Source organism: Gordonia sp. ABKF26, assembly GCF_041103195.1.
GTDB classification, from domain to species: domain Bacteria; phylum Actinomycetota; class Actinomycetes; order Mycobacteriales; family Mycobacteriaceae; genus Gordonia; species Gordonia terrae.
This window is the reverse complement of the sequence record NZ_JBGCVZ010000003.1, coordinates 1992730-2013918: the sequence shown is the minus strand read 5'-3', so window position 1 is coordinate 2013918 and position 21189 is coordinate 1992730. Positions and strand designations below refer to the sequence as shown.

At 66.0% G+C, this 21189-nt stretch carries 21 protein-coding genes and 2 pseudogenes; 5 read left to right on the top strand and 18 right to left on the bottom strand.

What is annotated here, in order from left to right:
- Window positions 1–79: 79 nt before the first annotated feature.
- Genes AB4Z55_RS09350 through prpD form a run of 3 tightly spaced genes read right to left on the bottom strand, consistent with a single transcriptional unit; the run spans window position 80 to window position 3704 of the window.
- A complete protein-coding gene (locus tag AB4Z55_RS09350) occupies window positions 80–1231 on the bottom strand; it encodes a bifunctional 2-methylcitrate synthase/citrate synthase (protein WP_354562970.1) in 1152 nt (383 codons plus the stop codon).
- Entirely contained in the window at window positions 1228–2202 is a 975-nt protein-coding gene (prpB, locus tag AB4Z55_RS09345) for a methylisocitrate lyase (protein ID WP_369519605.1), read from the bottom strand. The genes AB4Z55_RS09350 and prpB overlap by 4 nt, the downstream gene beginning before the upstream one ends.
- Entirely contained in the window at window positions 2199–3704 is a 1506-nt protein-coding gene (prpD, locus tag AB4Z55_RS09340) for a 2-methylcitrate dehydratase PrpD (protein WP_354562973.1), read from the bottom strand. The genes prpB and prpD overlap by 4 nt, the downstream gene beginning before the upstream one ends.
- Window positions 3705–3858: 154 nt before the next feature.
- Here prpD and AB4Z55_RS09335 point away from each other — a divergent pair, with 154 nt between their 5' ends.
- The 5 genes from AB4Z55_RS09335 to fdhD all read left to right on the top strand — a co-directional run bounded on the left by AB4Z55_RS09335 (window position 3859) and on the right by fdhD (window position 7989).
- Window positions 3859–5286: a short-chain fatty acyl-CoA regulator family protein gene (locus AB4Z55_RS09335; RefSeq protein WP_004023547.1), complete on the top strand. Its 1428-nt coding sequence runs from the start codon at window positions 3859–3861 to the stop codon at window positions 5284–5286.
- A 184-nt stretch (window positions 5287–5470) separates the two neighbouring features.
- Window positions 5471–5863, top strand: coding sequence for a phage holin family protein (locus AB4Z55_RS09330; RefSeq protein WP_004023548.1), 393 nt, complete (start codon window positions 5471–5473; stop codon window positions 5861–5863).
- Window positions 5860–6609: an SIMPL domain-containing protein gene (locus AB4Z55_RS09325; RefSeq protein WP_239399398.1), complete on the top strand. Its 750-nt coding sequence runs from the start codon at window positions 5860–5862 to the stop codon at window positions 6607–6609. The genes AB4Z55_RS09330 and AB4Z55_RS09325 overlap by 4 nt, the downstream gene beginning before the upstream one ends.
- Window positions 6610–6623: 14 nt before the next feature.
- Complete coding sequence (gene dtd, locus AB4Z55_RS09320) at window positions 6624–7073, top strand: D-aminoacyl-tRNA deacylase (protein WP_239399399.1); 450 nt, start codon at window positions 6624–6626, stop codon at window positions 7071–7073.
- A 40-nt stretch (window positions 7074–7113) separates the two neighbouring features.
- A complete protein-coding gene (gene fdhD / locus AB4Z55_RS09315; protein ID WP_239399400.1) occupies window positions 7114–7989 on the top strand; it encodes a formate dehydrogenase accessory sulfurtransferase FdhD in 876 nt (291 codons plus the stop codon).
- Here fdhD and AB4Z55_RS09310 read toward each other — a convergent pair.
- From AB4Z55_RS09310 to rplF, 15 genes and pseudogenes are all read right to left on the bottom strand, one after another.
- Window positions 7958–8314: a TOBE domain-containing protein gene (locus AB4Z55_RS09310; protein ID WP_369519604.1), complete on the bottom strand. Its 357-nt coding sequence runs from the start codon at window positions 8312–8314 to the stop codon at window positions 7958–7960. The genes fdhD and AB4Z55_RS09310 overlap by 32 nt on opposite strands.
- 80 nt (window positions 8315–8394) lie before the next feature.
- Window positions 8395–9539, bottom strand: a protein-coding gene (locus AB4Z55_RS09305; protein WP_099047927.1) for an IS3 family transposase whose coding sequence is annotated in 2 segments (ribosomal slippage) — window positions 8395–9272 and window positions 9272–9539 — 1146 coding nt in all. Because the reading frame shifts where the segments join, the coding sequence is not laid out codon by codon here.
- 77 nt (window positions 9540–9616) lie between these two features.
- A pseudogene (locus tag AB4Z55_RS09300) lies at window positions 9617–10381 on the bottom strand (ABC transporter ATP-binding protein); the annotation flags it as partial.
- A 52-nt stretch (window positions 10382–10433) separates the two neighbouring features.
- A complete protein-coding gene (locus AB4Z55_RS09295; RefSeq protein WP_369519603.1) occupies window positions 10434–11741 on the bottom strand; it encodes an ABC transporter substrate-binding protein in 1308 nt (435 codons plus the stop codon).
- 104 nt (window positions 11742–11845) lie between these two features.
- Window positions 11846–12682, bottom strand: a complete 837-nt coding sequence (locus tag AB4Z55_RS09290) for a carbohydrate ABC transporter permease (protein ID WP_369520993.1) — start codon at window positions 12680–12682, stop codon at window positions 11846–11848.
- Window positions 12683–12795: 113 nt separating this feature from the next.
- Window positions 12796–13710 (bottom strand): annotated as a pseudogene (locus tag AB4Z55_RS09285) (carbohydrate ABC transporter permease).
- A gap of 97 nt (window positions 13711–13807) precedes the next feature.
- The gene (locus AB4Z55_RS09280; RefSeq protein ID WP_369519602.1) at window positions 13808–15898 is read right to left on the bottom strand and encodes a bifunctional lysylphosphatidylglycerol flippase/synthetase MprF; all 2091 of its coding nucleotides are present in this window, start codon (window positions 15896–15898) and stop codon (window positions 13808–13810) included.
- Window positions 15899–15987: 89 nt separating this feature from the next.
- The gene (gene map, locus AB4Z55_RS09275; protein WP_369519601.1) at window positions 15988–16785 is read right to left on the bottom strand and encodes a type I methionyl aminopeptidase; all 798 of its coding nucleotides are present in this window, start codon (window positions 16783–16785) and stop codon (window positions 15988–15990) included.
- A 38-nt stretch (window positions 16786–16823) separates the two neighbouring features.
- On the bottom strand, window positions 16824–17378 hold the full coding sequence (locus AB4Z55_RS09270; protein ID WP_004023564.1) for an adenylate kinase: 555 nt from the start codon (window positions 17376–17378) through the stop codon (window positions 16824–16826).
- Complete coding sequence (gene secY, locus AB4Z55_RS09265; RefSeq protein WP_004023565.1) at window positions 17375–18703, bottom strand: preprotein translocase subunit SecY; 1329 nt, start codon at window positions 18701–18703, stop codon at window positions 17375–17377. The genes AB4Z55_RS09270 and secY overlap by 4 nt, the downstream gene beginning before the upstream one ends.
- 205 nt (window positions 18704–18908) lie before the next feature.
- Window positions 18909–19349 (bottom strand): 50S ribosomal protein L15, encoded by a 441-nt coding sequence (rplO, locus tag AB4Z55_RS09260; RefSeq protein ID WP_004023566.1) that lies wholly within the window; start codon window positions 19347–19349, stop codon window positions 18909–18911.
- Window positions 19350–19354: 5 nt separating this feature from the next.
- Window positions 19355–19534 (bottom strand): 50S ribosomal protein L30, encoded by a 180-nt coding sequence (rpmD, locus tag AB4Z55_RS09255; protein ID WP_369519600.1) that lies wholly within the window; start codon window positions 19532–19534, stop codon window positions 19355–19357.
- 2 nt (window positions 19535–19536) lie between these two features.
- A complete protein-coding gene (gene rpsE, locus AB4Z55_RS09250) occupies window positions 19537–20187 on the bottom strand; it encodes a 30S ribosomal protein S5 (RefSeq protein WP_004023568.1) in 651 nt (216 codons plus the stop codon).
- A gap of 46 nt (window positions 20188–20233) precedes the next feature.
- Window positions 20234–20638, bottom strand: coding sequence for a 50S ribosomal protein L18 (gene rplR, locus AB4Z55_RS09245; protein ID WP_004023569.1), 405 nt, complete (start codon window positions 20636–20638; stop codon window positions 20234–20236).
- A 3-nt stretch (window positions 20639–20641) separates the two neighbouring features.
- Window positions 20642–21178, bottom strand: coding sequence for a 50S ribosomal protein L6 (gene rplF / locus AB4Z55_RS09240; RefSeq protein ID WP_004023570.1), 537 nt, complete (start codon window positions 21176–21178; stop codon window positions 20642–20644).
- Window positions 21179–21189: the final 11 nt, after the last annotated feature.

The window sequence follows — 21189 nt, the reverse complement described above, 5'->3', positions numbered from 1 at the left end:
CCGCGGTGGTGTCAGGCCGCGGTGGTTGTCAGGCCGCGGTGGTTGTCAGGCCGCGGTGGTTGTCAGGCCGCGGTGGTTGTCAGGCCGAGGTCAGCGACCGTTGGGGCAAGCCCGAGTACTGACTGAGCGGACGTATCAAGGCGTTGGAGGCGACTTGTTCCATGATGTGGGCGGTCCAACCGGTGATCCGGCTCATCACGAAGATCGGCGTGAACGAGGCGATGTCGAAGCCCATGAGGTAATACGCAGGGCCGGTGGGGAAATCGAGGTTGGGTTTGATCCCGGTCCGCGCGTCCATGACTGCTTCGAGTTCGGTGTAGATCTCACACCATTTGGTCTCGCCGAGATGATCAGCGACGTCGAGGAAGGCCTTCTTCATGGTCGGCACGCGCGAGTCACCGTTCTTGTAGACGCGGTGGCCGAATCCCATGACCTTCTCTCTGGCGTCGAGTTTGGCGGTGAGCCATTGCGCGGCACGGTCGGGGCGGTCGATGTCGATCATGTCGTACATGACCGCTTCGTTCGCCCCGCCGTGCAGTGACCCCTTCAATGCCCCGATCGCGGCGGTGACCGCGCTGTAGATGTCGGACTGTGTCGAAGTGACCACGCGGGCGGCGAAGGTCGACGCGTTGAAACTGTGCTCGGCGTAAAGCACCATCGACTTCTCGAAAGCCCGGACGATCACGGGATCGGGAACTTCACCGAAGCACATACTCAGAAAGTTCTCGGCGTAGCCCAGTCCGTGGTGCGGGGCGATGGGATCCTGACCGCGCCGGCGGCGCATGTCCGCTGCGACGATGGTCGGCAGGACCGCGAACATCCGTAGCGACTTGTCGTAGTTGGCCTCCGGGGTGCTGAGTTCCTCGTCGGGATCCTCGGTGCCCAGGAAGCTGATGGCCGTCCGCACGACATCCATCGGGTGGCAGTTCTCCGGGATCCGCTGCAGGACAGACTGAGTCGTTCGATCCAGGCGCCGACTGGCGCGCTCACGCTGCATGAACAGCGCGAGCTGCCCGTCGGTGGGCAGTTCGCCATGCCAGAGCAGGTAGGCGACCTGCTCGAACGAGCGGTGTTCGGCGAGATCCTGCACGGCGTAACCGCGATAGGTCAGCGAGTTGGTCTCGGGCACGACCTTGGAGATGGCGGTGGTGTCGACGACGACGCCGGCGAGCCCTTTGTAGATGGTGGGGGTCTCGACCGCGTTCGCGGCGCCCGCTTCGGCTGTGGTCATTGCGGTGCTCCCTCGATGGTGAAGTTGAACAGGTCGGAGTCGAAGTCGTTGTAGTCCTCATACCGGAGCAGTTCGTACAGCCTGCTGCGGTGCTGCATCTCGTCGAGCAACCCGGATTGCGTTCCCTGCGTGAGGATGTCACGCAGTCCGCGTTCCACCGCACCCATGGCGATACGCAACGTGGTCACCGGATAGATGACGGCGTTGTAGCCGACACCCGCCAACTGTTCAGCGGTCAGCAGATCGGACTTTCCGAACTCGGTCATGTTGGCCAGCAGCGGCACGTCGACGGCCTTGCGGAACTGCTCGAACTCGCCGAGGTCGCGCAGGGCCTCGGTGAAGATGAGGTCGGCGCCGGCGTCGGCGTAGGCCTTGGCCCGGTCGATGGCGGCGTCGAGCCCTTCGATCGCGCGGGCATCGGTGCGCGCGCAGACGACGAAGTCGCTGTCGCGGCGGGCGGCGACCGCCGCGCCGAGTCGCTTGACCATGTCACCGACGGGTACGACGTCCTTGCCGTCGAGGTGGCCGCAGCGCTTGGGATTCACTTGATCTTCGAGGTGACACCCCGCGAGCCCGGCGTCTTCGAGTGTCGCGACGGTCCGGGCGGCGCTCATCGGTTCACCGAAACCGGTGTCGGCGTCGATGAGGGTGGGTATCTCGGTCGCGCGGGCGATGGATCCGCCCCGGGTGGCGACCTCGGTGAGTGTGGTGAGCCCGATGTCGGGCAGTCCCAGGTCGGCCGAGAGCACCGCACCGGACACGTAGACACCCTCGAAACCGACCTCTGCAATCAGTTTCGCCACGAGTGGTGAGAATGCTCCCGGCCAACGCTGGAGGGTCCCGGAACCGAGACCCGCCCGCAGGGCCTGCCGCTTCGCCGATGCGGAGGTGCTCGACGAGAACAGACCCGAGACCGAGGAGGTGGAGGCCGACGAGGTGGACGAGGTGGACGGTGAGGCGGTCGAGGTCATGAGAAGATGCCTTTCCCGGTCTGGGGGGCCTTGTCCAGGATGGCCGGCAGGACAGGCGTGTTCAGCACCGAGAGGCCACCGGCGGCGAGTGTCTCGAGCTTCTCGACGTCGCCTAGGAACCGGTCCTGTTCGGCGATGTCGATGACGCCCTCTGCCATCGAGCGGAACTTGGCAATGTACTGATCGCGACCGAACGGACGTGCGCCGAGCGGATGGGCATCGGCGACGGCGAGTTCGTCGGTGATGACCTCGCCGTTGCGCAGCGTGATGACCGCCTTGGCACCGAATGCCTTCTCGTTCGGGTCGGCCGAGTGGTACCGGCGGGTCCATTCGGAGTCCTCGACAGTGGAGATCTTCTTCCACAGCGCGATGGTGTCGGGCCGGTTGGCCCGCTCCGGTGCGTAGGACTTCTCGTGATCCCAGGTGCCGTCCTGCAGCGCGACCGCGAAGATGTACATCACCGAGTGGTCGAGGGTCTCGCGACTCGCGGTCGGGTCGAACTTCTGCGGGTCGCCGGACCCGGTCCCGATGACGACGTGGGTGTGATGGCTCGTGTGCAAAACGATCGACTCGATGTCGTCGAAGTCGGTGACCTTCTCGCGCATCCGACGGGCGAGGTCGATCGGCGCCTGGCTCTGGTACTCCGCGGAATGCTCCTTGGTGTAGGTGTCCAGGATCGCCCGCTTCGGCTCACCCGGCCCGGGCAGCGGGATCGTGTACTCGGCTTCGGGGCCGCTCAGCAGCCAGGCGATGACCCCGTCCTCGCCTTCCCAGATCGGGGCCGGGGCGCCCTCACCGCGCATCGCGCGGTCGACCGCCTCGACCGCGATCTTGCCGGCGTGCGCCGGCGCGTAGGCCTTCCAGCTGGAGATCAGACCCTTGCGCGACTGGCGGGTGGCCGTGGTCAGATGCAGCGCCTGCCCGATCGACTGGTAGATGGTCTCCGCGTCCAGGTTCAGCATCGTGCCCAAACCGGCGGCCACCGACGGCCCCAAGTGGGCAACGTGGTCGATCTTGTGCTCGTGCAGACACATTCCACGAACGAGGTCGACCTGGACCTCATAGGCGGTGGCGAGACCACGGATCAGGTCGTGACCGCCGGCCCCGACATGCTGACCGACCGCGACCAGCGCCGGGATGTTGTCGCCGGGATGGGAGTACTCCGCGGCGAGGAAGGTGTCGTGAAAGTCGAGCTCACGCACGGCGACTCCGTTGGCCCACGCGGCCCACTCCGGCGAGAAGCTGCCCTCGATTCCGAACACCGTCGCACCCGGCGCGCAGGGATGAGCCTGTGCCTGCCGACGGGCGGAGGTGACCGGACGACGGATGACCGAGGCGGCGCTCACGGCAGCGTTGTCGATGATGCGGTTGATGATCATCTCGCGGGTGTCAGCGGGCACCTCGACCGGATCGACCGCGATGTCGGCGATCTTTTGAGCAAGGTGCTCAGACTGCGGAAAATCCTCGGAGCTGCGGCGGGTGCGAACGTGGTGAGTGATCATGTTCGCACCGTACGCATTGCCGCGTATCCGTGAAAAGACCTGGCAGATGCGTATTCTTGCGGATGCGATCAGCCGGTCTTGCGAACGTTGTGGATGTCCTACGCGCTATGCTGACGTCGTGGTGAGAGCAACGGGCGGAACCTCCGGTCGACGAATGTTCGTGGGTGCGCGCCTCCGTCGGCTCCGCGACGAACGAGGGCTGTCGCAGGCTGCGCTGGCCCGGCGAATCGACCTGTCGACCAGCTACGTCAACCAACTCGAGAACGATCAGCGACCGCTCACGGTGCCTGTGCTACTGACGTTGTCGCGCGAATTCGACCTCGACGCCGACTATTTCGCCCCGGACGGGGACGCCCGGCTGGTTGCCGACCTCGCCGATGTCCTGGCCGCCCAGCCCGACGTCCCCGACATCAGCCGCGCGGAGATCGCCGAACTCGTCGCGCGCATGCCGGCGGTCGGCACGACGCTTGTGAACCTGCATCGCCGCCTGACCGCGGCCGCCGGCGAAGTGGAGAACTACCGGGCGCAGGTGTCCGGCGACGCGGCCCGTCCGGCGTCGACCCCGATGCCCTTCGAGGAGGTCCGCGATTTCTTTTACGACCGACGCAACCACATCGACGTTCTCGACCTGGCCGCCGAGCGGATCTTCACCGAAAACGGCCTCTCGATAGGCGGTCTCGATCTCCAGCTTGCCGAGGTCCTCGCCGACGACCACGGTATCCGCGTGGCCATCGCGCATGATCCCGATCCGACAGCGCGCGCCCATACGCCCAAGCGACGGTTCGATCCCGCCGACCGCACCGTGCACCTCGCCGGACGATTGACCGCGGGACAACGCGCGTTCCAGTTGGCGACCCAGTTGGCCATGGTCACCCAATCGGAGGTGATCGACGAGATCCTCGCCGACGCCGATGATCTCAGCGACGAAGCCGTCCCGGTTGCCCGTATCGGGCTGGCCAACTATTTCGCCGGAGCACTACTACTCCCCTACGAGGTCTTCCGGCGGGCCGCCGCCACCGCCCACTACGACATCGAAGTGCTCAGCCTCGGTTTCGAAGTCGGTTTCGAGACCATCTGCCATCGCCTGTCGACCCTGCAGCGCCCGGGCAGTCGCGGAATCCCGTTCATCTTCGTGCGCGTCGACCGAGCGGGGAACATCTCGAAACGTCAGTCCGCCACCGCGTTCCACTTCTCTCGGGTCGGCGGGAGCTGCCCGCTCTGGGTCGTACACGACGCGTTCGCCACACCGGGACGGGTCGTCACCCAGGTCTCGTCCATGCCCGATGGGCGCTCGTACTTCTGGCTCGCCCGCACCACCGTAGAACCCGGCGGATACCTCAGCCCCCACAAGAGCTTTTCGATCGGACTCGGTTGCGACGTCGCGCACGCCGAGCGCCTCGTCTACTCCACCGGAGTGGATCTCACCGATACCCGTACCGTCGTACCGATAGGCGCCGGGTGCAAGGTCTGTGACCGTCCGGCGTGTTCCCAGCGCGCATTCCCCCAACTCGGTCGGCCCATCCATGTCGATCCCGAGGTCAGCGACTCGGTCCCCTACCGTCCCCGCCCGACTCCGGACTAGCATTTCCACCACGCGAGTACGGAAATCAGGCTCGTGAGGTCACCCGATCGCGCGCAGCAGCGACGAATGCCCGGACGATCTCTCCGAGGACGGCTCCTAGCTGTGGCACCAACTGTTGGAACGAGGTCGAGCCGCGAGCAGTCCCTGACCCCGAGAGTGGGCCCGAACTGGCAGACTGTCGCCCATGCTTGCCTTCCTCGTCCGGACCGTGCTCACCGCGGTGGCGCTGTGGGTCGCGACGCTGATCGTTCCCGGCATCGACTTCGTGGGCGGTTCGACGACCGCCGAGAAGATCGGCATCGCGCTGGTCGTCGCCGTGATCTTCGGTGTCCTCAACGCGATCATCAAGCCCATCGTGCAGATCATCGCCATCCCCTTCTACATCCTCACGCTCGGGTTGATCCACATCGTCATCAACGCGGCGATGCTCGAACTCACCGCGTGGATCACGCGCAACACGACGCACTGGGGTCTGGAGGTCGATGACTTCTTCTGGTCGGCGATCTTCGGCGCGATCGTCGTGTCGGTCGTCGGCTGGCTGCTCGCCCTGCTGATGCGCGATCCGGCCGACCGATGAACAGCTCGTCTCGCGTCACGACGCGACGCCCCGCCTTCCGGGCGATCTCGGTACTCGCGGCGCTCGCAACCGTGCTCCTGGTGGTGTCGGGGTGCGGCAGCGACACCGGCGATCAGCCCAGGTCGGTGACCGTGGTCGGGACGGGACAAGTGACCGGTACCCCGGACACCCTGCGCGCCGACATCGGCGTGGAGGCCACCGCTCCCGACGTCACGACCGCGCTCGACGAGACGAGCGCCAAGGTCACCGCCGTCACCGACGCCGTCGTCGCCGCCGGGGTGGAACGCAAGGACGTCGCGACACAGCAGGTGTCGGTGAACCCGCAGTACACCAACCCCTCCCCCGGCACTACGAGCGAGGTCGGGGGCTACCTCGCGACCAACACGATCCGGGTCACCATCCGGGACATCGCGAAGGCCTCCGCGGTCCTGAGCGCGGCCGCCACCGCGGGCGGCGACAACACCCGCATCAGCAACGTCTCCTTCGCCATCGACGACGACTCGGACCTCCTCGACCAGGCCCGCGAGGCGGCGTTCACCGACGCCCGCGGCCGCGCCGAGCAATACGCGAACCTCGCCGGCGACTCCCTCGGCAAGGTCCTGACCATCACCGAGAGCACGAGTGGCCAGGAGAAGTCCGCGGCACCGGGCACCTTCGAACGCGACGTGGCCGCGGCGCCGGTCCCGGTCGAACCCGGGCAGCAGGAACTCACGTTCACCGTGAACGTCACCTTCGCCCTCGACTGAGAGCAGAGACCGACATGCGCGCCGTACTACAACGGGTCAGCAGAGCCAGTGTGAGCGTCGACGGCGAGGTCGTCGGCGCACTCGACATTGCGCCCGGCGCCGCGGGACTCGTCGCACTCGTCGGGGTCACGCACGACGACACCACCGACCACGCCACGAAGCTCGCCGACAAGATCTGGCGGCTGCGGATCTTCGACGTCGGCGACGGTCCCGAACGGGCCGCCGCCGACCTGGACGCCCCGATCCTCGTCATCAGCCAGTTCACGCTCTATGCCAACACGGCCAAGGGCCGGCGCCCGTCGTGGAATGCCGCCGCTCCCGGACCCGTCGCCGAACCGCTGGTCGAGGCGGTCGTCGACGCGCTACGGACTCTCGGTGCCACCGTGGCCACCGGCCGCTTCGGCGCCCACATGGAGGTCGGTCTCGTCAACGACGGACCCGTCACGCTGATCCTCGACGTCTGAGACGACCGGGTCGTGCGGTCTCACGACTATCGTCGGGGTCGTGGGACGAATAACCGCACGCCGCCGCGTCACCCGCATCCGACGGGATGCCGCCCCGACGCAGCGTGCCGACACCCTCGCAGTGGAGGAGCCGCTCGAGATCCGGGTCCGCGGGACGTCCATCTCGGTGACCATGCGTACGCCCGGCAACGACTTCGAACTCGTGGCCGGCTACCTCGTCTCCGAAGGTGTGATCACGACCGGAGCGGACTATTCGACGGCCCGCTACTGCACGGGCACCGACGCCGACGGGATCAACACCTACAACGTCGTCGACGTCTCACTCGCCGCGCACGTTCCCGCGACAGCGCCCGGACTCGCGCGTGCCATCACCACGACGAGCGCCTGTGGCATCTGCGGCAAGGACAGCATCGAGTCCGTGCACACCGCGTCGGTCCGCGACCCCGGCGCCGACCCGATGACGATCGCCGCGAACGCCGTGCTGGATCTGCCCGATCGGTTGCGCGCCGAACAGACCGTCTTCGACAAGACCGGCGGTCTGCACGCCGCAGCATTGTTCGCCGCGGACGGAACATTGCTGACGGTCCGTGAGGACGTCGGCAGGCACAACGCCGTCGACAAGGTCGTCGGGTGGGCTGTACTCGCCGACCGACTGCCGCTCACCGGCACCGTCCTGCAGGTCTCCGGCCGAGCGAGTTTCGAACTCGTCCAGAAGGCCGCGATGGCCGGCATCCCGATGCTCTGTGCGGTGTCGGCACCGTCCTCGCTGGCCGTCGACGCCGCCGACGACCTCGGCATCACGCTCGTCGGATTCTCACGTGGCGAGTCGATGGTGGTCTACACGCGACCCGACCGGATCACGGCCCCAGTCACCGAACACGCCGTCACCGAACACGCGGCGGTCGCCCCGAATTGAGGTCGTGGCGGCTCGGATCGTCGAGCGCGACCCCGCTGACGGGATCGAACCAATAGGTCTCGTCGACCACCGGCGTCAATCCGAGAACGTCGCCGGCCTCGATGGTCCGCCGATGGTCGACGCGTACGACGACCCGGCTGTTCCGCAGCGACAGGTCCGCGCTGCAGTACACGAACTGCTCGGCACCGAGTTCCTCGACGAGGTCCACCGTCGCGGACAGGGTGCCGGACTGGGGAACCGCGGACACCTGCCAGGACTCGGCGCGTAACCCCACGACCACGTCGCGCGAGGCCAGCGACGCCAGCACCGAGCCCGGGACCCGCACGGTCGCATCGCCGAGTCGGACTGGCAGGTCCCCGATAACCGGTCCAGTCGGTCCTAGAGCCAGTTCTTTCTTGCGGTCGGTCAGTCGATCTCGCAGCCCACGGGGTGGTGCTGGTGGGTGCATCGGGCAGCGTACTCGGCCGGGGTCTTGTAGCCCAGCGCTGAGTGGCGGTGTCGGTGGTTGTGGTCGTCTTTGAAGTCTTCGATGACCACGCGGGCCTCCAACAGGGTGGGCCAGCAGTTGCGGTTCAAACACTCGTCGCGCAACCGGTTGTTGAACGACTCGATGAACCCGTTGTTCCACGGCGTGCCAGGCGGAATGTAGGAGATCCCCACCGACCCTGCACAGAACGTCTGGAGGGCCTCAGAGATGAACTCAGGGCCGTTGTCCATGCGCAGCACCTTCGGTGGGCCACCCCAGATCGCGAAGGTCTTCTTCAACTCCTCGATCAACCGGTCGGCGGCGATCGAGCGATCCACAATGTTGAGCAGCGACATCCGGGTGTGTTCATCGACCATGGACGCGATCTTGATCTTGTGTCCGTCGACAGTGGAGTCGAACTGAAAGTCCAATGCCCACACCACTTTCGGTGCGTCCGCGGTGACAATCGGCACCGACGACTGGCCGGCCCGTTTACGCCGCGGCGCCCGGCGCACCTGCAATCCTTCTTCCTTCCACAGCCGGTGGACCTTCTTCTTGTTCACGGTGTCGCCTTCGTCGAAACGTAGCCAGGCCCACGCCCGACGGAACCCGTGGCGTGGGTTCTGACGGGCGTAGGTTCGTAGCTGCTGGCGCAGGCCAGCATCCGGGTCAGCCGGGGTGTGCGCTTGCGGCAGTTGACGATACGCTGAACGAGCAAGCCCAACAACCTTGCACGCCTTGCGTTCTGACATGTTCATCACGTCTTTGAGCATGTCGATGGCGGCGCGTTTGGCGGTTGGGCTCAGAATTTTCCCTTGGCGATCTCCCGTAGCGCGTCCTTCTCCAACTCGGCATCGGCGAGCAGCCGCTTGAGCCGGCCGTTCTGCTCACGCAGCTCCTTGAGCTCCTTGGCCGCGTCACCGTCCATGCCGCCGTACTGGCGGCGCCAGTTGTACAACGTCGCTGCCGACACCTCGAGGTCGGCGGCGATCTCCTCGCCGGTCTTGCCCTGCGCCGCCAACTCGTCAGCCCGGCGCAACTTGCGCACAATGTCCTCTGCCGAGTGGCGCTTGCGTCCTGCCATGATCCTCATCGTCCCTTCTCTGCCCTCAACAGGGCAATCAGGACTCTAAAACAGACCGGACCGGTTCACGGGGGACACGCCAGGACCAACTCGTTCTCGACCCGGGCGTCGATCAGGCACATCTGCGGCGAGCCCATGAAGGACGCCACGAACAGGTTGGCCGGACGGGAGTAGATCTCCCGCGGCGTCCCGACCTGTTGCAGCACACCGTGATCGAGGACCGCCACCCGGTGTCCCATCGTCATCGCCTCGACCTGGTCGTGCGTCACGTACAGGGTCGTGATGCCGAGTTCGCGCTGCATGGACGCGATCTGGGCGCGCGTACTGACCCGCAACTTCGCGTCGAGATTCGACAGCGGCTCGTCCATACAGAACACCTTGGGACGCCGGACGATCGCCCGTCCCATCGCCACCCGCTGCCGCTGCCCACCCGACAGTTTCGCCGGCTTGCGATCCAGGAGCGCCGTGAGCTCCAGCATCTCGGCCACCTCCGACACACGGCGCGCGGTGTCCTCCTTGCCCATCCCGGCATTACGCAGCGCAAACCCCATGTTCGCGGCCACCGTCATGTTCGGATAGAGCGCGTAGTTCTGGAAGACCATCGCCACGTCCCGAGCCTTCGGGGCCACGCCGACGACGTCGGCTCCATCGATGAGGATCGCTCCGGACTCGACCGGTTCCAGGCCCGCGACCATTCGCAGGCTGGTCGACTTACCGCACCCCGACGGGCCGACCAGCACCATGAACTCACCGTCGGCGACGGCCAGGTCCAGCGAGTCCACGGCCGGCTTCTGGCCGTCCGCGAAGCGTCTCGTCGCACCCTCGTAGGTCACCGACGCCACGCGTCATCCCTCCGCTCGTGTTGTGTGTCAATCGAGTCGACGCTGTGGATCATCACGGGAGTTTCGGCTTGATCTGGGTGTTGTAGATCTGGGCGATCTGCCGTTGCGTGTCGGCGAGGGTCGAGGCGACGTCGGCGTTCTGCAGACCGATCCGCTCGTACCCGGTACCGATGATCTTGTCGCCGCCGGGCACGAAGACGCGCGCGTAGTTCTGCGGCTGGGTTCGCGGCAACTGCTCGATGGCGGTCGCGAAGTTCGGGTTCTTCGCCAGGAACGCGACCATCGACGGGTCGTCCTGCGCCGCCTTGCGCACCGGCATGTAACCGACGTTCTGGGAGAAGTACGACGTGTTCTCGGTGTTGGTGATGAACTCGATGAACTTGAGGGCGTTGACCTTCCGGTCGTCGGACAACTTGGCCGGGATGGCCAGTCCGGCGCCGCCCGTCGGGCACCCCGAAACCCCCTGCGGCGCGGGCAGGAACGCCGTGCCGAACTCGAACGTGGCGTTCTCGGTGATCCCCGACAGGTCGCCGGTCGACGCGATCGTCGATGCGATGATGCCCGCACTGAAATCGCCGGCGATGTCGTTGGAGATCTTCGCGTAGCGCTTGGTGTTGATCGAATCGCTCAGGTACTGCGCGGCGGCGACCGTCTTGGGGTCGGTGAACTTCAGTTCCCAGTCGTTGGAGTAGGCACCGCCGAAGGTCCAGGTCGGGCCCTGGAAGGTCCAGCCGAGGTAGTCGACGGCGTTGCCCCACCCATGAGCGCGCTTGTCGCCACCGACCACGGTCTGGATCCGGGGGCCCCAGTCGTCGAACTCGTCCCAGGTCTGCGGTCCGCGGTCGGGCAGGCCGGCCCGTCGCCACACGTCCTTGTTGTAGTAGAAAAGCGGCGTCGACCGAGCGTACGGCAGCGCCCATGTCTGGTCGTTCCACTTGTAGTCGCCCACAAGCGAATCGACGTAACCGGCGGTGTCGACACCGGCGCGGCCGAAGAGGTCGTCGAGCGGGGCGATCGCACCGATGAGCGCGAAGTTGAACCACCACACGTCGGACAGGATCATGATGTCGGGGACCGCACCGCCCGAGAGGGCCGCGTTGAACTTCTGGGCTGCTTCTTCGTAGTTCTTGCCGGCGTCGACGAGCTGGACGGTGATGCCGGGGTTGGCCGCCTCGAACCGCGAGATCAGTTCGCGTTCCACCTCGACCGACTTGCCCGGGTGGTTCGACCAGAAGGTGAGCTTCGAGGCATCACCCGACGACGAGCCGCCGTCGCCCGAGCCGGCGCAGGCCGTGACCAGGGCTCCGGCCGCCGCGGTCGCCGATGCGGCCAGGAAGCCGCGGCGGGACATGTTGATCATTGTCGTCTCCTGTCAATCGTTCTCGTGCGAAGGCGTTCTCGTGCGAAGGCGTCTCGTGCGAAGGCATGGTGTGTGAGGCATCGGCGGGTGCGGGCAGTGCGCGGTCAACCCTTGACCGCCCCGGACGTCAGGCCCTTGATCATGTGTCGCTGCAACGCCAGGAAGATGGCGAGCATGGGCAGCATCGTGAGCACGGTGGCCGCCATGACCGGACCCCAGTTGGTCAGCCCGTCGCTGTTCTGCAGTTGGGTGAGTCCGACGGGCAGGGTGGCGACGGTGTAATCGTCGGCCATGAGGAACGGCCAGAGATACTCGTTCCACTCGTTGACCAGTGTGATCGTCGCGAACGCGACCATCGTCGGGATCGACGGCGGCAGGACGACGCGGGTGAGGAGTCGGAAGTGCCCGGCCCCATCCATCCGTGCGGCCTCGATGATCTCGGGTGGCAGCGAGAGAAAGTGGTTGCGCATCAAAAAGGTTCCGAAGGCGACGCCCGCGAGCGGGAGGATGATGCCGATGAAGGTGTTGCGGAAGCCGAGTTGGGCGACGAGTGCGTAGTTCGTGATGACCGTGATCTGGTTCGGGACCATCAGCGCCGCGATGATGACGACGAACACCACGTTCTTTCCCGGAAACCGCAGGAACACCAGGCCGTAGGCACTGAGCACGCCCAGCACGAACTTCGACGCGCCGAGGATTCCGGTCACGATGACCGAGTTGCGCAGAAAGGTCCAGAAGGGCACCGACGTCGTGGCCTCGGAGTGGTTCTCGGGACGCCACGTCGACGGCCACCAGACGGCCGGCTGCACGTAGATCTCGGAGCGATCTTTCAGCGAGGCCAACAGAATCCAGATCAGGGGCAGGGCGATGATCACCAACACCACCGCCATCGCGGCGTACCCGCACGCGTCGGCGAGCCGTCGACGGGTGGCCGGCGACATCCGCGGGACGTCGGGATGCACCGGCCTCGTGGCCGACGATGTCGGAGTCGATGGCTTCCCGGTGCGCTTCTGTGCGGCATCGGCTTTCACAACCGAACCGGCGGTGACAGGCCTCATCGGGCACCTCGATCCATCATGCGGACCTGGACGACGGTGATGACCAGGAGGACGACGAACATGACCGTTGCGACCGTGGCGCCGTAACCGGCCCGGAAGTTGACGAAGCTCTCCTCGTACACCTGGTAGACCATCGTCGTGGTGCCGTTGCCCAGCGGCCCGCCGCGGGTCATCACGTTGATGATGTCGAACACCTGTAACGAGTTGAGCAGCACGGTGATCGACAGGAAGAAGGTGGTCGGACGCAACTGCGGGAGCAACACCTTGCGGAAGTACGTCCACCATCCGGCACCGTCGATCGCCGCCGCCTCGTCGAGATCGGAACGCTTGCCCTGCAGGGCCGCCAGGTAGATCACGAACGTGTACCCGAGGTTCTTCCAGATGTAGGTCACCGTGATCATGAACAACGCCCAGTGCGGTTGCTGGTAGAAGTCCGGCGCGGTACCGAGTCCCAGACGCCCCATCACGTCGTTGATCAGACCGAAGCTGGGGTCGAAGACGAACTGGAAGGCGATCCCCACGGCCGCGCCGGACAGCACGAACGGCGCGAAGGCCGTCGACCGCACCAGGTTGCGGCCGCGCAACTTACGGTCGAGCAGCAGGGCCAGACCCAACCCCGCGATCATGCTGCCCGCGACGGCGGCCACGGTGAAGATGACCGTGTTCGACACGATCACCCGCGTATCGGCACGGGTGAATCACTCGATGTAGTTGTCCAGGCCGATGAACGTGGCCCCGGACTGGGCGATATTCCAGTCGTAGAACGACATCCGCACGTTCTCGACAAGCGGGCGATACGTGAAGACCGCGAGGAGGATCAGGTTGGGCGCAACGAGCAACAGGAACAACCCGTAGCTCCGCCAGGGGCGTCTGCCGGTGGCGGGCAGGACATGTTCGTCGACCGATGGCACTGGCGAAGTTTCGCCGCAGGAAACGACCGGATGGTGAACTCAGGCAGCGTCTCCGGTGAACGGTGCCTTCACAGCCGCGAACAGCATGTCGGACCGTTCAGCCTTCCCCTCGTGACGCCGCCAGCCGGACCAGCTGGCCCGTGGTGGCGTCGGGGAGGTATGCCCTCGACACGGCCACACCGATACGCGGAAGGTCGGATTCGTCCCGGAACGCGAGGTACACCGGCTCGTACCGGGGGTTGAACTTCTTCTTGAACGTGTGCAACGACCGGAATCCGTAATACGGCTCCAGGGCCGCCCCCAAGGTGTCGAGGAGTTTGTCCAGCGGTTCCGCGTCCGACTCATCCGTGCGTGCCAGCGGCGCTCCCGACAGTGAGATGAACTGCGCTCCCTCGTCTTTGAAAGCCACCGCCGACGATGCGATGAGATATTCGACGACCGGCCCGAACCCGTCGGTCCGTCGTCTCATGATGTCGAGCGTCCACCCCGCGACGTCGCCGCCAGGTGCGTACACGGGCAGCCATGACAACACCCCGTGCACATTGCCTGCGGGGTCGACCGCGAGCGCGACCCGCACGGCGGGGTCCATCGCCTCCTCGACACTGCCGAGGGTGAAGCCCATCTCGGGCAACCCCTTGTCCCCCACCCATTCCTCCGAGATCGCCCGCACCTGTGTCCGGACGGCGAACGACTCGTCGGCGAGGGTGACCATCCGCAACGAGATGTCCTGTTTCGCCGCCTTGTTCATCGCTGATCGCACGTGCTGCCACGGTTTGCCCTTGAATTCCAATCCAGGCAGGTCGACGATCGTGTCCTCGGCGATCTGCACACTGAGCCACCCGCGTTCGGTGACGATGTCAGAGGTGGCCGACCCGATCGAGAACCAACACGGCGTGCTACCCGAACTCTCGGCGAGGTCGACGAAGGCCCCGACCGCGTCTCGAAACCGCTCGGGCGCACAGACCGGATCCGCCAGCGCCAGCATCGTTCCGACGTGCTTGCGGTAGGTCACGACGGCCTGAGCGCCGAGGTCGCCCTCCGGACCCGTGAACTGATAGCTGTTGCCGGGCCACGTGGTCATCCACGACATCGTGCCGCCGCCGTGGGTGCGCAACAGTTCTCGGACCCGTTCCACCGGGTCGTCGTCGTCCCCGACAGTGCCCACCTGCCGCACCCGCCAGGGCACCGCGAATGCGAACCGCCCCGGGATGAGGATGGCCAGCACGAGCACCCAGATAAGCGTGGTACCCAGGGTGACGGCACCCTCGGTCGACACGTCGGTGAAGATGACGAGGAACACCGCGAGCACGGTCACGATGACGTTCAATGCGCCGATGACCACGGCGACCCACCATGCCCACCGTTTGCCACGGCGCAGCTGATCGGCGATCAGAACGTTGACGGCCAGGCCGATCAGCATCGTGAACACCGAGTCGTCGCCGGAGTCGGTCGGACCGAGCGGCCCGCTGCCCGGGAACAGGAAGACCAAGAGGTTCGCGCCGGCGATGATCAGGAGCGCGGCGCACCCCAACATCCTGACCTCGCGACGCGTGCGCGGAACCCAGCCGCGCTCGTTGGTGGCGAAGAACTTCTCGCCGACGATCAGCATGATGACCGCCGCGAGGACGTACTGGACCGAGGCCAGGGTTCCCTGGAACAGGAACGCGACCGAGACGATCGCCCCCAGCAGCACGCGGACGCGCAGCCGCCATGGCGAACGGACGGTCGCCGAGGCCACCGCCACCGCCGACACCACCAGCGCTCCGACGCCGGTGCCCCGCGAGTCCGCCAGTTGTTCGGCCCATCGCCACGACGTGACCTCCGACGACAGCAGCCACAGCAGCACGACGGTCAGCAGGCACGAGATCAGGTGACCGCCGACGCCTACCAGAACAGCTCTCACGGTACCCAATTGCCATTCGGCCCAGCCCATTCCGACGACAACGGCCACAAGTGCCAGCAGGTAGAGCCAGGGTCCGGGTTCGATGAACGCGGACGTCACCGGCGTCCACCACCGCCCCTCCCGAAGGGAGGGCAATCCGAACGCGACGTCGCGGTACCACGACTTGTCCGAGGCCCGGCCCCACAGCGATCCGGTCGTCGCACCGACGACCAGCAGAGCGACCGCGAGGGCGAGGGTGAACGGAAGCCGGCGCACGGCGCTGAGCCAGGACACGTCGAATCGCATGGTCAACCGTACGACGACGCAACCTGCGGAGTGCGGTATTCGTACCGGTTTCCGGCACAGATCCCGCCCTTTGTGAGCCGGGAGTGAGCTCAGGCGGGACGAGGGGTGAGGATACGCGGCCCGTCGGCGGTGACCGCCACAGTGTGTTCCCAATGGGCCGAACGTGATCCGTCGTCGGTGACAACGGTCCAATCGTCGTCGAGAACCGAGGTGTCCTCGGTACCGAGCGTCAGCATCGGCTCGATGGCCAGAGTAGAGCCGATCACGAGGGTTGGTCCCTTGCCGGGCTCACCCTCGTTCGCGAGGAACGGCTCCATGTGCATCTCGCGGCCGATCCCGTGGCCACCGTAGCCGTCGACGATGCCGAACGGCCGACCGAACGTCTTCTCCGCGGCGCGGGTGCCGAGCTCGATCGCGTGCGAGATGTCGGTGAGGCGCGCACCGTCGACCATGGCGGCGATCCCCGCCTCCATCGACAACCGCGTCGCCTCGGACAATTCCGCGTCGGCGGTCGACAACTCACCGACCCCGAAGGTCCAGGCCGAGTCGCCGTGCCAACCGTCGAGAATCGCGCCGCAGTCGATGGACACGAGATCGCCCTCGGCGAGCACGACATCGGCCGATGGGATTCCGTGGACCACCACCTCGTTCACCGAGCTGCAGATGGACCCGGGAAAACCGTGGTAGCCCTTGAACGACGGCACCGCCCCGGCGCCACGGATCACGGATTCGGCGACTTCATCGAGATCGAGGGTGCTGACGCCCGCTTTCGCTGCCTCTCGCACCGCCACCAGCGCGGACCCGACGATCGCGCCGGCGGCGGCCATGGCGTCGAGTTCGCCCGCGCTGCGGAACGGCACGACGCGCTTGCGCTTACGAAAACCCATGCGTTACAGCGTTTCCCCGGTTGTCAGGTTGCGCCGTGTCAGGAGACGCCGGCGCCGAGGGCGCTCAGGACGCGCTGATGAACGCCCTGGATGTCACCGACCGCATCGATGGTCTTGACCTGGTCGCCGTAGTAGGCGAGCAGCGGCGCGGTCTCCCTGGTGTAGACGTCCATCCGGTTGCGGATGACCTCTTCGGTGTCGTCGGCGCGGCCACGAGCCAGCATGCGCTCCACGACCACATCGGTGTCGACGACGAACGAGAGCACCGCATCGAGCGAGGCGTCGAGGTTCGCCAGGATGTCGTTGAGTGCGTCGGCCTGCTCGGTCGAACGCGGGAAGCCGTCGAGGATGAAACCCTTCGACGCGTCCGGCTCACCGACGCGGGCGCGGACCATGTCCACGGTGATCTCGGACGGGACGAGATTGCCGGCGTCGAGGTACTTCTTGGCCTCGACACCCACGGCGGTGCCCTGAGAGATGTTGGCGCGGAAGAGGTCGCCGGTCGAGATGTGGGGGATCCCGAGTGCTTCGCTCAAGAGTTCCGCCTGGGTGCCTTTGCCTGCTCCGGGCGGGCCGAGAATGACAAGTCTCACTTCAGGAATCCTTCGTACTTGCGTTGCATCAACTGACTGTTGATCTGCTTCATCGTGTCCAGACCCACGCCGACCATGATCAGCACGGCCGTACCACCGAACGGCAGGTTCTGGACGTTGCCGCTGTTGCCGATCTCGAGGAACAGATTCGGGAGTACCGCGATGATACCGAGATAGATCGAGCCGGGCAGAGTGATGCGACTGAGCACATACCCGAGGTACTCGGCGGTCGGCGCGCCCGGACGGATGCCCGGGATGAACCCACCGTACTTCTTCATCTCGTCGGCCCGTTCCTCCGGATTGAACGTCACCGCCACGTAGAAGTACGTGAAGAAGATGATCATCAGGAAGTACACGGCGATGTAGACGCCGTTGCTGGGATCGGTCAGATACCTGGTGACGTACTCCTGCCACGTCGATTGCGTCCCATCGGGATTGCGCGTGAGCTCGACGATCAGCTGCGGCAGGTACAACAGCGACGAGGCGAAGATCACCGGGATGACGCCGGCCTGGTTGACCTTCAACGGGAGATAGGTCGACGATCCGCCGTACATCTTCCGGCCGACCATGCGCTTGGCGTACTGGACCGGGATGCGTCGCTGGCCCTGCTCGATGAACACGACGCCGGCGACGATGATCAGTGCGGCGACACACACCAGGGCGAAGACGAGTCCACCGCGGCTGTTCAGGATGGTGCGACCCTCGGCCGGGATGCGGGCGGCGATACCGGCGAAGATGAGCAGCGACATGCCGTTGCCGATGCCGCGTTCGGTGATGAGCTCGCCGAACCACATGACGACACAGGCGCCGGCCGTCATGACGAGCACGATGATCGAGAGACCGAAGATGCTCGAATCGTTGAGGACCTCGCCGCTGGTCGCACAGGACTGCGGGAGGAGCTGGCCGCGATCGGCCAGGGCCACGATGCCGGTCGACTGCAACAGTGCCAGTGCGACAGCCAGATAGCGCGTGTACTGCGTCATCTTGGCCTGCCCGGCCTGACCCTCCTTGCGAAGCTGCTCGAACCGCGGGATGACCACGGTGAGCAGCTGCACGATGATGGCCGCGGTGATGTACGGCATGATGCCGATCGCGAACACCGACAGCTGGAGCAGCGCTCCACCGGAGAACAGGTTGATCAGGGAGTAGACCGAACTCGACTCACCCGACGAGACCTCGTCGAGACACGCCCGCACGGCCTGGTAGTCGACGCCCGGCGACGGGACCGTCGCGCCCAGCCGATACAGGATGATGATGCCGAGAACGAAGAGGATCTTCTTCCTCAGGTCCGGCGTCCGAATGGCCGCGAAGAGGGGGGAAAGCACTAACTCCTCCTAGGAACGACCACGCGAGGCGTACGTCCCGGGTCGAGGTGACCCGGTCCCCGTGTGCTCGGCAATCGACGATGATCTTTCGGGATGCGGCGATCTTGGTGTGTCCGGCAGGACAACGTCTGAGACTCTAACAGTCACACCGAAACGCCCCGGTCGGGCGGCAGCGATGCTGCCGCCCGACCGCGGTGTGTGTCCGTCAGAGTTCGGTGACGCTGCCGCCGGCAGCGGCGATCTTTTCCTTGGCGGAAGCTGTGAACTTGTCGGCGGTGATGTCGACCTTGACCGACAGGTCGCCGTCGCCGAGAACCTTCACCAGCTTGTTCTTGCGAACGGCACCGGCCGCGACGAGTTCGTCGACGCCGATGGTGCCACCCTGCGGGAACAGGCGGGCGATGTCGCCGACGTTGACGACCTGGTACTCGATCCGGTTGCGGTTGGTGAAGCCCTTGAGCTTCGGCAGCCGCATGTGGATCGGCATCTGGCCACCCTCGAAGCCGGCGGGCACGTTCTTGCGTGCCTTGGTGCCCTTGGTGCCGCGACCGGCGGTCTTACCCTTGGACCCCTCACCGCGACCCACGCGGGTCTTGTCGGTCTTCGACCCCGGTGCGGGGCGAAGGTGATGGAGTTTGATGGTCATTGCTCTTAAACCTCTTCGACTGTCACGAGGTGGCGAACCGCGTTGATGAGGCCGCGGTTGATCGGCGTGTCCTCGCGGGTGACGGTCTGGCGGATGCCCCGGAGTCCGAGGGTCCGCAGGCTGTCACGCTGGTTCTTCTTGGCACCGATGGTGCCCTTGACCTGAGTGATCTTCAGTTCGGCCATGATCAGACCCCCTGTCCTGCACGGGCGCGCAGCATACCGGCCGGAGCGACGTCCTCGATCGGCAGACCACGACGGGCCGCGACCTCTTCGGGGCGCTGCAGCATCTTCAGAGCTGCGACGGTGGCGTGCACCACGTTGATGGCGTTGTCCGAGCCGAGGCTCTTGGCGAGGACGTCGTGGACGCCCGCGCACTCGAGCACGGCACGCACCGCGCCACCGGCGATGACACCGGTACCGGGGCTGGCCGGGCGCAGCATGACGACACCGGCGGCGGCCTCACCCTGAACCGGGTGGGTCACGGTGCCACCGATCAGCGGCACGCGGAAGAAGTTCTTGCGAGCTTCCTCGACGCCCTTCTGGATCGCAGCCGGGACTTCCTTGGCCTTGCCGTAGCCGACGCCGACCATGCCCTGGCCGTCGCCGACGACCACGAGAGCGGTGAACGAGAAACGACGTCCACCCTTGACCACCTTCGAGACGCGGTTGATGGTCACCACGCGCTCGAGCTGGTTGCGGTCCTGGTCGCGGCCGCCACGGTCGCGACGGTCGCCGCGGCCACCGCCGCCGCGACGGTCGTTGCCGCCGCCCTGGTTGTTCTGGTTGTTGTCGTTACCGGCGGGTCCGTTTCCGCCGTCACGCTGACGTCCGGGCATCAGAGGTTCCCTCCGGTCATGTGGGTGTAGCTGGTGAAGATGGTCATCAGAAGCTCAGGCCTCCCTCGCGGGCGGCATCGGCGAGCGCTGCGATCCGGCCGTGGTAGTCCTTGCCACCACGGTCGAACACGACGGCGTCGACGCCGGCGGCCTTGGCGCGGGCGGCGATGAGCTCGCCGACCTTGCGGGCCTGCGCCGACTTGTCGCCGCCGGCCGCGCGCACGTCGGCCTCGATCGACGAGGCCGCGGCCAGCGTCTTGCCGGCCAGGTCGTCGATGAGCTGGACGTGGATGTGGCGCGAGCTGCGCTTGACCGCGAGACGCGGACGAGCCGGGGTTCCGCTGACCTTCTTGCGGAGGCGGAAGTGTCGATTGGTGGTCGCCTTGCGACGACGCGTCGACACGTCCTTGCCGACGGGCTTGCGAACTGTCTTGGTAGCTGTCTCACTCATGGCTTACTTACCCGTCTTTCCGACCTTGCGACGGATCTGCTCACCCTCGTAGCGAATGCCCTTGCCCTTGTAGGGGTCCGGACGACGCAGGCGGCGGATGACCGCCGAGATCTCGCCGACTTGCTGCTTGTCGATACCCGAGACCGAGAACTTCGTCGGGGACTCCACGGCGAACGTGATGCCCGCCGGGGCCTCGATCGGCACGGGATGGCTGTAACCGAGCGCGAACTCGAGGTCGCTGCCCTTGGCCTGCACGCGGTAACCGACACCGAAGATCTCCATCTTCTTGGTGTAGCCCTGCGTGACGCCGACGACGAGGTTGTTCACGAGCGAACGGCTCAGGCCGTGCAGCGCGCGGCTGCGACGCTCGTCGTTGGGGCGGGTCACGACGATGGAGTTGTCCTCCTTGGCGACCGCGATGGGCTCGGAGATGGTGAGCGAGAGCTCACCCTTGGGGCCCTTCACGGTGACGTTCTGGCCGTCGATGGTGACGTCCACGCCCGCGGGGATCTCGATGGGGTTCTTTCCGATACGCGACATTGTTGTTACCT